Genomic DNA, 12,844 nt, shown 5'->3' on the forward strand with positions numbered 1-12,844 from the left:
CAAACGGAGGATCTGTTGCCGTGAGATGCGGCCGCACGCCATAAGAGACGCTCGACCGTGGCCCTGTCCGTGGCATCGCCGCAGATGAGCCTATGCCTTCCCCAGCACCCAAAGGTCACCCGGACGCGAGACGGGAACCTCTGGCACCTCCGGTGTTGCCTCCTCCCGCGGGTCAGGAGCGCCGTGCTTTAGGAACGCGTCGAGCTCCGCCCCGTCGAAGCCGGGGCCGCCGAGCTCGAGCTCGAGAAGCTCTTGGTCGCAACCAGCCTGTTCGGCGATGCTGACCGTAAGGTCGTTGGCCTCGGGCATGCCGCAGACGTGGAACCTGACCCCGCTGTCTCGGAGGGTGAGCAGAAAGGCTGCGTTGCGGTCCCGACAGTCGAGCTTGGCGAACAGAAACGTCGCCCCGGTCAACTTCGCCAAGGTTAGCGTCTTGGTCAGCTCTGGTCTATCGTTCTTCCGCCCGCCTTCGACCTCGCAGAACTTCAGTACCGCTGCTGCCTGACAGCAGGAATTTCTGGCGCCGTGCGGCAGCGGAATATCGAGCTGGCGTCAAGCTATGCCTACTTTCGCCGAATCACATGATGATGCCCCCGATAGGAGTCGTTCCGGATGATCCTTCCTACGTCGTAGGTGACTTTTTCGGTGGTTGTCTTCCTCTAACCCGCTCCTTGGTGGGTTCCTAGCGAGGCTGATCACCTCAGAGAAGACCCCCTCTCCAGAGGGGGTCTTTTTTATCGCATAGGGCTCAGTGGATGACCTGGAGCCAGGGGTTCAGGGCAGGCGCGTGGAAGAGCATCTGTGGCCCGACCGAGTAGCCCAGGCGTCCCTCGTTGGTCACCGAGAGGAAGTTGTCGGTGATCGGCGATCCGACCGAGATCCCCGGCACGTCGGGCATGGCGCCAGCCGCGAAGGTGGTGAGCAGAGCCCTGAGCGGGTTGCCCCGGATCATCCTGTGAGCCTCTTTCATCGACCTGATCTTGAAAGCCCAGAACCAGGTGAGGCCCGACTAAAACCCGCCTAAAACCCTCGGGAGAATTTCGCAAAGTTCAGCACTCAATTTAAGATTGAACGAGAGAGAAAAATCCTCGCGACGCCGACTGTGATTTCAACTCGAGATTGTCCCAGCCCATTTGCGAGGCCAAACAGGCGAAAGTTCAACTTTAAAACCCTCGTTAGGATCTCAAGTCTATTTTCATCTATAGAGAGCCTAAAGGCCTACGGCGGCGGATTCCGTGCCCAAAATTGCCTTCGATCCGGCCGGCCGGCGGCGGCCAATGCCAGTCCAATTCTGCGCGCCCCGAGACGGGTTTTCCACCGACGCGGCCGTTGTCAGGACGCCGGCAGCTGTGTCCCTGCTCTGGGCGCAGGTGGCCCATGCTTGTCTGCATCCCGGTTGACACCGTTGCGCCTCTGGAGGCCCTATATTTGCGTCCGCAGTGCGCACTCCGCCTAGATTCAGGCGACGCTTCTTCCACAAGTGATCTGGGGGTTCTAACCCGCTCAGACCGACGGCGACCATCGCCCACACCCTGCTGACCCAAGAGTCACGGCGAGCGGCGCAGTCCCGTCAGACCTGGTTCCCAAAGCCGTAGCGGCCGGTCCTCGGCATGTGCGCTTCGGGAATCCATGCGGCTCAGAAACACTATCAGCACTTCGGGAAGGTCGAACCTGAATCGCGGAGGCACCAGACCGTGCTCAACTTACCCAGATCCCCATCCCTGGATCCTTCCGTTACGATCGGCGCGTCCGATCGCCTGCGGCTGGCGTCCCACATGCCCCGTCAGCCGGGAGGGCTTTTCCTCTACGGACTAACGCTGCATGGCATCGAAACGATTCCCGTTGAGGTCGCGACGATCCTCGCCTCGCTGCAAGGCTAATCGGGCAGCGGTCGGGGAGACCTTATTCCTCCCTTTCCAATTCCCGAACCACGCGGAAGCCTCGGCGGGACGATCTTGCGTCCTGTTCGCTCCGCGCGCGATACCCAGGGCGAGCCCTGTTCATCGACAAGATGTAGCTTCCCCCTTTGACCACGCGCCGACATTCAATGCCTTTATCCACCTCGAGGTAGCCGCTCGATGTGCGCCAACCCGGATGACGGCCGGTCCAGCAGGACTGTGTCATTTCCTCCAAGTTGCCAGCCATATGCCGGAACCCCCAGGCGTTGGCGGCATCCAGAGCATCGACTGTAACGGAATGACCGCGCGCCACAAAGGTCCCGCGAGGCAGCCACAGCAAATTGTCATCGGCGGACGCAGAAAAATTCGCCTGGTCGGTCGTGATAGACTCGCCGTGAGGGAAAGGTGTCTGTGTGCCGGCGCGGGCCGCATATTCCCATTCGGCTTCTGTCGGCAAACGGTATGCTTTCGTCCCTACCTTGGCGTTCAGCCATTGGAGGTAAAGCTGAATATCGTTGTAAGACACTCCGTGAACGGGATGGGCGTTCGTCGCCTCCAACTCGGACGCCCTTCGGTGGCAAAACCAGAGTCCGTCTTTATGTTCGCATTTCGAGAAAAGCATGAGACGGTCCGGTTCATACCCCCGCATTCACCATCGGCGACACAGGCTGACCACTCTCCGAAGGTCACCTCGTTCCTCGACATGGCTATGGGCAGGTCGATTTCGACCCGATGCACCGGACCTTCGGAGGTCGAGATGTGCGGGTCGTCCGGGTTCACGGGACGGATGTTCCCGAGCTCCAGGTGCAGGCTCTGCCGGGATTCTCCAGGCGGACCGCCCATGAGAAAATCGCCCAGGGGAAGAACGATCATTTCCGGACAGGCATCGCACTCCTGGAACTGCGCCAGCGGCTCAAGCTGGCTTGGATCAATGCGGGCCTCTTCGGCGGGGATCGGCCCGGGCATGCCGAGAAGCGTCACGAGCATCAGCACGAGAACCGCGTCGCGGCTCTTTCGAACGAAGGCTCGAAACGTCGAAACAGTGCCTTTTCCCACGCGCGCTTCCTCAGACAATCGAGATTGAAAACCCTCGCTCAGGTTGCGGGTTGCGAATGACGCTCTAACCATTGCACTCCTCGCAAAAGCCGCCTGAAATTCGTATAACCTGTTGAAGACATTGGTGGGCGATGAGGGACTCGAACCCCCGACATCCTCGGTGTAAACGAGGCGCTCTACCAACTGAGCTAATCGCCCGCCGTCGCAGGGTTTATCCTCTGACTGCGGGTGGAGCAAGTCAGTCCGCCCTCTCGTCGCGCGCGCCGATCCAGCGGCGGGGACCCGCACCGTTGGCAGCGAGACGGTCCTCGGCGTTGTAGAGCGGGCAATCCTCCAGCGAGAGGCAGCCGCAGCCGATGCAGTAGTGCATCTGCGTACGGAGGCGTGTCAGCATCTCGATCTTTTCGTCGAGGAGATCGGCCCAAGGTTGAGCGGCCTTGGCCCAGTCTGCCTTGCCGACGGCCCTGTCACGCGGGAGGCGATCAAGCACCTCCTTCACCTGCGAAAGCGGTATGCCCGCGGCCTGCGCCACGCGGGCGACCGCGATGCGGCGAAGTTCGCGGCGGTCGTAGCGGCGGTGGTTCGCGGGTGTCCGCCAGCTTCGGATAAGGCCCTCGGCTTCGTAGAAGTGAAGCGTCGAAACCGGGACGCCTGCGCGCTCGGCCATCTCTCCCACACTCAGGTCGTTCGGGTGCATCGCGTCCTCTTCTGCAAACTCGGGGCTTTACCTCAAGTGAACTTGAGGACGTAGGCTGCCTCCGAATCATCAACCTGACAAGGACTGACGTCATGTTCCGCCGCCTCTTCACCGCTCCGCGCCGCACGCCTCCCGAGGTGGCCGAGGAAATCGCCGCGCTCTGCAATGCGGCCAACCTCGACCGCCTGGCCTCCCTGCCCCGCAGCCTGATGCGGGACGTGGGGCTCGATTGCGGCTGCCTCTCCCTGTCCGACCCTGACGTCGGACCCAACCGAGCGAGGTGACGCAGATGCATGACGCCACTCTTCTTCGAAAGGCGGGCCTTCTCTATCTCGCCATCATCTTTCTGGGTCTTGGCGGCGAAGTCCTTGTCCGCGCGCCGCTTGCCGGGATGGCTCCCGAGGCGATGGCTGCGGCGATCCGCGACGGCGCCCTGCCCTTCCGTCTGTCGATCCTGTCGGACGCGGTCATGGTGACTTGCGACGTGGCCCTGGCGGTCGTGCTGTTCCAGCTGTTCCGGTCGACCGACGAAGGGCTGGCGGCAACGGCGGCGGCCCTTCGACTGATTCAGGCGGCGGTGATCGCGGCGAACCTGCCGGTTCAGCACGCGGCGCTCCTCTGGGCGCAGTCGAGCGAGGCCGGGATGGCGGCGCAGGCGATGGCGTCGCACGCGGCAGGCTATGACCTGGGGTTGATCTTCTTCGGGTTCAACAGTCTGATGACCGGCATCTTGATCCTGCGAAGCGGCCTTGTCGGGCGCTGGACCGGGCACATGATCCAGGCGGCGGGCGCGGTCTACCTCGTGGGCAGCAGCCTGCGCATAGTCGCGCCAGCCGCTTCCGAGGCATTCCTGCCCGCCTACCTGATCGCGATTGTGGCCGAGACGGGTTTCGCGGTCGCTCTCCTGCGCGGCGGGTTGCGCCGTCAGTCCGAGAGGCTGGCGTAATAGGACTGAAGCCGCTCGCCCATGTCGCCCAGGGTGGCGCGGCTCCAGATCAGCCAGCGGTCCTTGTTGTCCTTGACCTCGTCGCCCTCGCGGTAGGCGAGAAGCCGTTCGGGCTTGATGAGAGGGCCCGGCATGGTCACGGCGACAAGGTTCGCGCGCCGGCGCCTGACCCACGGCAGGCGCGCCTTGAGGCGGACCCAGGCCTTGAGAGGGAACATGTACTCGGTCGAGAATTTCACCGCGAAGCTCTTCGGCAGGCGCTTGACGTGCGCCTGCGCGGCCCAGGACATGAAACGCTCGTCTGCGATCATGGGGCGGATGCCGAGGCCGCCATGCGCCTCCCACAACTCGCGGAAGTGCGTGGCGATGTAGGTGCATTCGCGCGGGTGGTAGACGACGACCGAAGAGTTGCCGCGCGCATACTTGCGCTTGTCGGTGATCCGCCAGATCAGGCGGGCGAGCGGGCCGAACGGCAAGACGACGCTTTGCAGCATCATGAGCGTCTTTGGGCTGTCCATCATGGCAAAGATGGGCGTGACGTCGCCGAAGACCGCTGTGTCGAGGTCGAGGTAGATTGCAGGAAGGTCGTCGGGAACGAAGCCTGCCTCGAACATCACGAGCTTGGCCTGACAGCCGTCCTTCATCAACTCGGGCTTCAGGAACCACGGATCGAACGGCACGGTCGTCACCGCAGGATGCAGACCCGGGCGGTCGCGGTCCGTGATGAGGACGAAGCGCGGCGGCGTGGCCGCATGACGCAGGACGGCCTCGACGGTGTGGTTGACGATGCCGGGGCCGTATTTCTGGCCCCAGAGGATCATCACGCACTGCCATGTGGGTTGGGTCGTCGCGGCGTCCATCGTCGGGTCCTTGCCGTCGGGTCTGGCCTGTCTATCCGGCGGTCGGAATCGGGGTCAAGGGACCTCGCCGCCCCGAATGCGCGTTGCACCCTTTGATCGCGGTTGCGACGGCCCTTATATTTTGACGTCAGAGCAAGGGAAGACCGATGGCCGGAGGATGGGCGCGCGACGGCGCGGTGAACGATCAGATAGACGCCTCTATCGAGGACGAATTGGTGCGGATGCGCGCGAGGCGTGTCCCCGAGGGCGAAAGTCTGACTCACTGCGCGGAATGCGACGAACCGATCCCCGAGGCGCGTCGGATCGCGCTGCCCGGCGTCAAGCTGTGCATTGACTGTCAGACCGAACGCGATACGCGGCCCGTTTCGAGGGGCGGCATCAATCGACGCGGGTCGAAGGACAGTCAGTTGAAGTAGGGGATTTGTGTCTTGGGTCGCGGGAAGCGTTTCCGCTGCCCGCGATGACGGCCCGAGGCCTGTCAGTGGTGATGTTCGGGAAGCGACTTCAATTCGTCCTTCGTGAACGTCGTCGTCGCGTGAACGGTGCCGTCCTGATCGCGCATGAACGTCAGCCTCTGACCATTCAGGGCGACCGGCTTCGCGCCGATGCCGAGGAAGCCACCGACATCGACGATGACCGTGGATCCCGCTCCGCTGCCGTGAACATGGGACACCGTTCCGAGCGTCTCGTCATCGGTGCCGAGGATCTTGGCGCCTTCGAGATTGTCTTGCGTCCATTCCGTTTCCGACAGGCGTTGATGGTTCGTATGATCCATTATCAGGGTCTCCTCCATTGCTTCACTTTGGCAACGCCGGGACCACATGCGAGTTCCTGACCTGACGGTCGCGCTTGAAGACGCCGCGCCTGACCTGTCCGTGCAAATGACGTAACGCGCCTACCAACGAGCGCCTGAGGCACCGAGGCTGCATTCACGTTGGCAAAATTCACGACCCCGAGACGAATTCCTCGAACAGCTTGAGTGTTTTCTCACTGACGTGGTGCTCGATGCCTTCGGCATCACGCTCTGCTGTTTCAGGATCGAGACCCAGTTTGAGAAGGAAGCGCAGCACGATCTCGTGCCTATGCCGGCATTCTTCCGCCAGCGCGCGACCCTCTTCCGTCAGAAAGACCGATCTGTAACGCGCCCGCGTGACAAGCCCATCTCTTGCAAGCCGATCGAGGGTCTTCGCGACGGTAGGGGGCGTCACACCCATACGCGCCGCGATGTCCACCGGCCTCGCCTCTCCCTGTTCGAGCATCAGATCGGCGATCAGTTCGACATAGTCTTCAGCGACTTCGCTCCGGCGCGCGTCTCGGACCCCCTGGAAGGCTTCAGCGCGGCTTTCTACGGCGCGCGCCTCGACGGGAGAGGCTTTCTCGGAGTTGTCGTCATCCATCGAAATCAGTCTCGCATGCGGCGGATTGACAGGTAAAGGGTGAGCGTGAAATATTAGCCCAGTCTAACTTTATGCGCCACAGCTTGACGTCTTGGCCTCCCCAAAGGAGTTCCGCCTGTGCACAGCGACGCGAAGACCCCTCCTGGCTCCCCTTCGAATGGGCATCTTGCCATCGAGGCTCCGCGCACAATCGAGCCTACGCGCCGAACGTTGCTGGCAGGCGGATTGGCCGCCGCCGGCGGAGCGGCATTCGTCGCGTCCGGTGCAAGATCGCAGACGAGGCACGAGGGAATGGCGCACCCCGAGAGTTCACCGTTCGCGGCACCCATGCCCGGTATGGCGCATGGGAACATGACCATGGTCGGCCTCGTAGATCACGTCCGGAACGGGTTCGACCCGACGCACATGCTGACGGATTGGGACACCGGACAAACCGAGCTGCTTCCTGACGGCCGGACGCTTCGAACCTTCACCGTCGAAGCCATCGACAAGGAGATCGAGATCGCTCCCGGCCTGTTCTTTCCGGCCTGGACCTTCAATGGGCGTGTGCCCGGCCCGGCTCTCCGCGCCCGCGAGGGCGACAGGCTGAGGATCGTGTTCCGCAACCTCGGCTCGCATCCGCACTCCATGCACTTCCACGGAATCCATTCGGCCCGGATGGATGGCGTCCCAGGTGCCGGACTGATCGAACCCGGAGAGGAATTCGTCTACGACTTCGACGCGCGGCCCTTCGGATGCCATCTCTACCACTGCCATGCCCTGCCACTGAAAAGGCACATGCACAAAGGCATGTATGGCCTCTTCGTGATCGACCCCGACCCGTCACGCCATCCCGAGAATGTCGAGGTCGCAGCGTCTCGCGTTCTGGGCAGCCCCGAGAATGCCCGATGGCAGGAAATGGCGATGGTGATGAACGCCTTTGATACGAACTTCGATGGCGGCAACGAGGTCTATGCCTGCAACACGATCGGACAGGCGTACATGAACGTGCCGATTCCCGTCGACAAGTCGCGACCCGTCCGCATCTACCTGCTCAACGTGACTGAGTTCGATCCAATCAACTCGTTTCATCTGCACGCCAATTTCTTCGACTACTACGACACCGGGACGAACCTGACGCCGACCTTGCGCACCGTTGACGTCATCATGCAGTGCCAGGCGCAGCGTGGCATCCTCGAGTTCAGCTTCGCCGACCACGAACCCGGAATGTACATGTTCCACGCCCACCAGTCCGAGTTCACCGAGCTCGGCTGGATCGGAATGTTCGATGTTCGGGACCCCTCGGCATGACAGACCGGTCCGACCCTACGCACCCCGCGACGTTCCGGATTCTCTGGGTCGCGTTCCCGCTGGCGCTCATGCTCGGCGCCTTCGTCTGGATCGCCTCGCTCGATCCGCTGCGCGGCTTCGACAACGGTGCGCCGCCGGTCGAGGCCTTGACCGTCGAGAGAAGTATCCTCGACGAGACTGGCATAAGCCTTCTTGTCCGCGCCGGCGGCTCGGAACCGATGACCGTCGCTCAGGTCATGGTCGACGATGCCTTCTGGACGTTCACGCAGGATCCGCCCGGCCCGGTCGCGCGCGGCGGCGCCGTGTGGCTGCGGATTCCTTATCCTTGGGTTCTGGGAGAGGCGCACCTCGTCAACGTGCTGTCCAGCACGGGCGCGGCCTTCGAGCACGAGATCGCGGTCGCCGTGCCCACACCCAAGGCGTCGCTGGGGCAGATGCGTGGTCAGGCGCTGGTCGGCGCGATCGTCGGACTTCTGCCAGTTGTGCTCGGCCTGATGTTCTTTCCCGCCCTGCGCGGCCTCGGCCAGTCGGGGATGAATATCCTTCTGTCCCTCACCGTCGGTCTCCTCGCGTTCTTGCTCGTCGACATGATCGTTGAGGCGCTGGAGCTTTCGAATGAGGCTGCCGCGTTGTTTCAGGGCGCCGCCATGGTGTGGCTGGTGGCCCTGTCGAGCTTCCTGCTGCTCATGGCCGTGGGTCGGTCGCGCGGTCGACCGGAGGGCATAGCGCTCGCCTACTACATCGCCCTCGGGATCGGATTGCACAACTTCGGCGAGGGTCTCGCGATAGGAGCGGCCTTTGCTGCAGGCTCCGCAGGCCTCGGCACCTTTCTCGTTCTGGGCTTCGCCCTGCACAATGTGACAGAGGGGCTCGGCATCGCCGCGCCCATGCTTCGGTCCCAGCCTACCCTGTGGACCTTCGTACTGCTCACGCTTCTGGCAGGCGGCCCGGCGGTTCTTGGGATGTGGTCGGGCAGCCTCGCCCACGCGCCGCAATGGTCAGCCCTGGCATTGGCGATTGGCGCCGGTGCGATCCTGCAGGTGATCTTCGAGGTCGGCGCCTACCTGATGCGGCAGAACAGCGGGCGCCTCAAATCCGTTCTTGCGCCGTCGGTGCTGGGAGGCTTCCTCGCCGGGCTTGCTTTCATGTACGTCACGGCGGCACTCATCAAGGTTTAGGAACCCAGCCTGATCGGTGCATCGAGCGTCGCCTCGCGATGCACGAACTTCTGCGATTGGCGATCTCTCTGACCGTGTACAAACCTGCCTGACGTTGGTTGCGCAGGTCTGTACATCGCCCGACAGTCGCCGATCACGCAGCGGTTTCTCGCGGTCGCAAGGAGCCCGCTCTACACTCGGATGGACAACATCGAGGAGAAGGGGTCAGTCCTTGTTCTTCTTCAGTGTTCGCGAAACGACGAGATAAAGCACGGCAACGCCGCACAGAAAGGCTGCAATTGCGAGCGGGTTGGTCAGCAGGTCATTCATCGATTGTCCTCCAATTTCAGCTGAGATTGTTCGACGCCTACGAGCGCAAGATGGCTAGAGTGTGGCGAGCCTTGCAGACGCCGAGACCGCATGAAGGCATGTCGCGACTGACCGACGACGTTTGTCGGACGTTCTCGACGGCTTCGCGAAAGGCTTCAACTCAGACGGCCGGAAGATGTCGGTTTCGACTTCGCTTGGCACGACGCAGCTCTGCGACGGGCGAGGTTGTCGAGCATGGCGGCGAGTTTATCTGCGTTTCCTGCGGGCTTAATAGCGACCAATAGCCCATAGGCTTCGTCATCCGGGGCGTCCGTCATTGGCTTCTGCCAAGGCTCCAACTGGGGGGTGCAACCATCGTACAGCAGCTTTGTGCCCCTCCGCTTGTTGATCATTTGTCGCGCCGGTCGGAACAGTCACTGCATGCGGGCGTTCCGGTGATGTCCGTGCGCAGGATCTCTGTTCCCTGAAGAGACGTCCTTGTCCCGCACGGCGTCCTGGGATCAAACGAGAGGTCGATGTGTCGAATGTAGTCATTACAGGGGCGTCGGCCGGGGTTGGACGAGCTCTCGCACGTCGATTTGCGCAGGACGGCTACGACGTGGGGTTGATCGCTCGCGATGCCAGCCGCCTCGATGCGACTGCCGCCGAGGTTGAAGGAATGTCTCGTCGAGCGCTTGCCCTGCCCGCCGACGTGGCAGACGCCCAGGCGCTCACGCAGGCGGCGGAGAGGTTCGAGGCCGAGATAGGACCGATCGACATTTGGGTGAACTGCGCCATGGTCACAGTGCTTGCTCCAGTGGCTGAAACGACGCCCGAGGAGTTCTCTCGCGTCACCGAAGTTACCTATCTCGGAACGGTTCACGGGACCCGCACGGCACTTGCGCTCATGCGGCCGCGCGACCGCGGCCTTATCCTGCAAGTCGGTTCTGCTCTCGCATACCGCTCCATTCCCCTCCAATCCGCCTACTGCGCGGCCAAGTCGGCGATAGTCGGCTTTACGGACAGCCTGAGAAGCGAGTTGATACACGAAGGGTCAAATGTCCAACTGACGGTCGTTCATCTCCCTGCCGTGAACACACCGCAATTCGACTGGGCTCGCAACAAGATGGGGCGGCGTCCGCAACCGGTGCCTCCGATCTTCGATCCCGAGAAAGTCGCCGAGCAAATCGTCCGCGCAGCGCGCCGCCCCGCTCGGGAGTATTGGCTCGGGTTTCCGGCGGCGAAGGCGATCCTGAGCTACGAACTCGCGCCTTGGCTTGGCGACCGTCTGCTCTCGAAACAGGGCTACGACGGCCAGCTTACGGCAGAGGCCGAAGACCCGACCCGCGCCGATAATCTGTTCGACACCGTCCCCGGAGCGTTCTCCGCGCGCGGCCGCTTCGCCGACCGCTCAACCAGCCGACGCCCGCTTCTGATTTCGCCCGCAATGCGCCAGGGCGTTGCGCTGCTTGCGGTCTGCGGGGCGCTAGCGGCTACCTTCGCGCTTGGCGCGTTCCTATTCTGACGTCTCGGGCTGCGGTCTCAGCCAGAGGTATCCGTATGGCTGCAAAGTCAGCTTCGTGCAGTCGACGGACGCGACGTGTACCCCGTCCGACGTGAGCTCGGTCTTGGCATGGCGGACGGAAAGCGCCGTAGCCGGAAGGTCGACGACATGATCCGCAAAGTTCGCCAACACCACCAGGCTACGGCCTCGCCGCGAGTAGCAAAGCCCGAGCACGCTAGGCGGTAAATCCTCGATCAGTCGCCAGTCGCCGCAGCCGACTTCGGGACAGGATCGCCTCGTGCGGATCATCTCCTGGACCTTCTTGAGCAAGGAACCGGGTTCACGCTCGCTTGCTTCGACATTGACGGCGGCAGCCGCGAATGGCCCGTCGCTCACGACGGGCACGACTGTGTCGCCATCTCCTTCACTGAAACCGGCGTTGCGACCCGCCGACCACTGCATTGGAGTCCTGACAGCCCAGCGTTCGTCCAGGGCAAGGTCCTCGCCCATGCCGATCTCGTCTCCGTACCACATCACCGGTGTGCCGGGCAGTCCGTAGAGCAAGGCATGGGCAAGCTCGAGTCGCCGTTGGTCGCCGCCCAGCATCGGCGCAAGACGGCGCCGCACTCCCCTGTCGTAGAGGCGCATCGTGGGATCGGGGCCGAGCACGGAAAACGCCTCCTCGCGCTCTTCCTCCGTCAGTTTGTCGAGCGACAACTCGTCGTGATTGCGCAGGAAGATCGCCCATTGTGCCTGGAACGGCATGCCGTCTGGCCTCGATCGCAGTGCCTCGGCGACGGGCCCGGCATCCTTTCGCACAAAGCCGAGCCAGAGGTACTGGTTCAGGGGAAAATCGAACAGCATGTGCATACGCTCGTCTGCGCCGAACTCGCGACCTCCAAAGTATTCGGGCGTCTTTTCACGCTCCACATTCGCTTCGGCCAACATGATGGACGAAGTGCTGTGCCAGGCGAGGTAATCGTGCATCTCCGAGAGAAGCAGGAGCGGGTCGCGCTCGGGCTCTTCCTTCAGCCCTTTGTATTCGATCAGAAACGGTACCGCGTCGATGCGAAACCCGGACACGCCAAGTTCCAGCCAGAAGCCCATGACCTTCAAGATCTCGGATCGCACCTGGGGGTTGGCGATGTTCAGGTCGGCCTGATGCTCGTAGAAGCGGTGCATGTACCAGCTCTGTGCGGTGCGGTCGTAGGTCCAGACAGCCTCCTGCACGCCTGGGAAAATTACGCCCTTCGAGATGTCGTCAGGCTTCTTCTTCGACCAGACAAACCAGTCGCGATAGGGCGAATTCTGGGATGAGCGCGCAGACTGGAACCAAGGGTGGTCGATCGACACGTGGTTCACCACAAGATCGACGAGGACCCTCATTCCGCGGTCGCGCGCGCCGCGCATGAAGTCTACGAAGTCCCCAAGATGCCCGAGTCGCGGGTCAACCCCGTAGAAGTCGCTGATGTCGTAGCCATTGTCGCGGTTCGGACTGGGATAGAAAGGGTTGAGCCAGATCACGTTGACGCCGAGCGCTTCGAGATAATCAAGACGGCGGACCAGTCCCCCGAAGTCACCGACGCCATCGCCATTGCCGTCCATGAAGGTCTCGACGTCGAGACAATAGGCGACGGCGTTCTTGTACCACAGGTCGATCATATCAAGGATGATAGGACGATGAGCCGGCCTGCAAAGGCGAACCTTCGTCCGCGACTGGGAGCGGCCGT

Annotated in this window: 15 protein-coding genes and 1 tRNA gene; 6 read left to right on the forward strand and 10 right to left on the reverse strand. The window is 62.6% G+C overall.

Annotated elements, in window-relative coordinates; all coding sequences use genetic code 11:
- Positions 1–90: 90 nt before the first annotated feature.
- From C8D95_RS22975 to soxR, 6 genes are all read right to left on the reverse strand, one after another.
- Positions 91–423, reverse strand: coding sequence for a hypothetical protein (locus C8D95_RS22975; protein ID WP_206508461.1), 333 nt, complete (start codon positions 421–423; stop codon positions 91–93).
- 325 nt (positions 424–748) lie between these two features.
- Entirely contained in the window at positions 749–952 is a 204-nt protein-coding gene (locus C8D95_RS14770) for a hypothetical protein (protein WP_109759973.1), read from the reverse strand.
- A 950-nt stretch (positions 953–1,902) separates the two neighbouring features.
- Positions 1,903–2,424 carry a formylglycine-generating enzyme family protein gene (locus C8D95_RS14780; RefSeq protein ID WP_249033324.1) on the reverse strand — a complete coding sequence of 174 codons (522 nt, stop codon included), beginning with the start codon at positions 2,422–2,424 and terminating at the stop codon, positions 1,903–1,905.
- Positions 2,385–3,026: a hypothetical protein gene (locus tag C8D95_RS22570; RefSeq protein WP_249033325.1), complete on the reverse strand. Its 642-nt coding sequence runs from the start codon at positions 3,024–3,026 to the stop codon at positions 2,385–2,387. Before C8D95_RS22570 ends, C8D95_RS14780 begins: the two co-directional genes overlap by 40 nt.
- Before the next feature lie 50 nt (positions 3,027–3,076).
- Positions 3,077–3,152, reverse strand: a tRNA-Val gene (locus C8D95_RS14790).
- 40 nt (positions 3,153–3,192) lie between these two features.
- Positions 3,193–3,651 carry a redox-sensitive transcriptional activator SoxR gene (gene soxR, locus C8D95_RS14795; RefSeq protein ID WP_241239846.1) on the reverse strand — a complete coding sequence of 153 codons (459 nt, stop codon included), beginning with the start codon at positions 3,649–3,651 and terminating at the stop codon, positions 3,193–3,195.
- A gap of 92 nt (positions 3,652–3,743) precedes the next feature.
- On the opposite strand from soxR, the gene C8D95_RS14800 reads away from it, so the two are divergent.
- Positions 3,744–3,935 carry a hypothetical protein gene (locus C8D95_RS14800; RefSeq protein ID WP_109759977.1) on the forward strand — a complete coding sequence of 64 codons (192 nt, stop codon included), beginning with the start codon at positions 3,744–3,746 and terminating at the stop codon, positions 3,933–3,935.
- A 5-nt stretch (positions 3,936–3,940) separates the two neighbouring features.
- Positions 3,941–4,597 carry a DUF4386 domain-containing protein gene (locus C8D95_RS14805; protein WP_126918537.1) on the forward strand — a complete coding sequence of 219 codons (657 nt, stop codon included), beginning with the start codon at positions 3,941–3,943 and terminating at the stop codon, positions 4,595–4,597.
- On the opposite strand, the gene C8D95_RS14810 is transcribed toward C8D95_RS14805, so the two are convergent.
- Positions 4,576–5,457 (reverse strand): hypothetical protein, encoded by an 882-nt coding sequence (locus C8D95_RS14810; RefSeq protein ID WP_109759979.1) that lies wholly within the window; start codon positions 5,455–5,457, stop codon positions 4,576–4,578. The two genes, C8D95_RS14805 and C8D95_RS14810, sit on opposite strands and share 22 nt — an antisense overlap.
- 146 nt (positions 5,458–5,603) lie before the next feature.
- Here C8D95_RS14810 and C8D95_RS14815 point away from each other — a divergent pair, with 146 nt between their 5' ends.
- Positions 5,604–5,873, forward strand: a complete 270-nt coding sequence (locus C8D95_RS14815) for a DksA/TraR family C4-type zinc finger protein (protein WP_109759980.1) — start codon at positions 5,604–5,606, stop codon at positions 5,871–5,873.
- A gap of 62 nt (positions 5,874–5,935) precedes the next feature.
- Here the strand turns inward: C8D95_RS14815 and C8D95_RS14820 are convergent, their stop codons facing one another.
- Positions 5,936–6,232, reverse strand: a complete 297-nt coding sequence (locus C8D95_RS14820) for a PRC-barrel domain-containing protein (RefSeq protein ID WP_109760121.1) — start codon at positions 6,230–6,232, stop codon at positions 5,936–5,938.
- Positions 6,233–6,401: 169 nt separating this feature from the next.
- Positions 6,402–6,854 (reverse strand): manganese-binding transcriptional regulator MntR, encoded by a 453-nt coding sequence (gene mntR / locus C8D95_RS14825; RefSeq protein WP_109759981.1) that lies wholly within the window; start codon positions 6,852–6,854, stop codon positions 6,402–6,404.
- A gap of 351 nt (positions 6,855–7,205) precedes the next feature.
- Between mntR and C8D95_RS14830 the strand changes: the two genes are divergently transcribed.
- The 3 genes from C8D95_RS14830 (at position 7,206) to C8D95_RS14840 (ending at position 11,135) form a co-directional block, all read left to right on the forward strand.
- Positions 7,206–8,144 (forward strand): multicopper oxidase domain-containing protein, encoded by a 939-nt coding sequence (locus C8D95_RS14830; protein ID WP_249033326.1) that lies wholly within the window; start codon positions 7,206–7,208, stop codon positions 8,142–8,144.
- Positions 8,141–9,322 (forward strand): ZIP family metal transporter, encoded by a 1,182-nt coding sequence (locus C8D95_RS14835; RefSeq protein WP_109759983.1) that lies wholly within the window; start codon positions 8,141–8,143, stop codon positions 9,320–9,322. Before C8D95_RS14830 ends, C8D95_RS14835 begins: the two co-directional genes overlap by 4 nt.
- Positions 9,323–10,148: 826 nt before the next feature.
- Complete coding sequence (locus tag C8D95_RS14840; RefSeq protein ID WP_109759984.1) at positions 10,149–11,135, forward strand: SDR family oxidoreductase; 987 nt, start codon at positions 10,149–10,151, stop codon at positions 11,133–11,135.
- On the opposite strand, the gene C8D95_RS14845 is transcribed toward C8D95_RS14840, so the two are convergent.
- Positions 11,127–12,776: an alpha-amylase family protein gene (locus C8D95_RS14845; RefSeq protein ID WP_109759985.1), complete on the reverse strand. Its 1,650-nt coding sequence runs from the start codon at positions 12,774–12,776 to the stop codon at positions 11,127–11,129. The two genes, C8D95_RS14840 and C8D95_RS14845, sit on opposite strands and share 9 nt — an antisense overlap.
- Between the last annotated feature and the right edge of the window lie 68 nt (positions 12,777–12,844).

Origin of the sequence: Silicimonas algicola (genome assembly GCF_003148765.1) — a bacterium.
Lineage (GTDB): Bacteria > Pseudomonadota > Alphaproteobacteria > Rhodobacterales > Rhodobacteraceae > Silicimonas > Silicimonas algicola.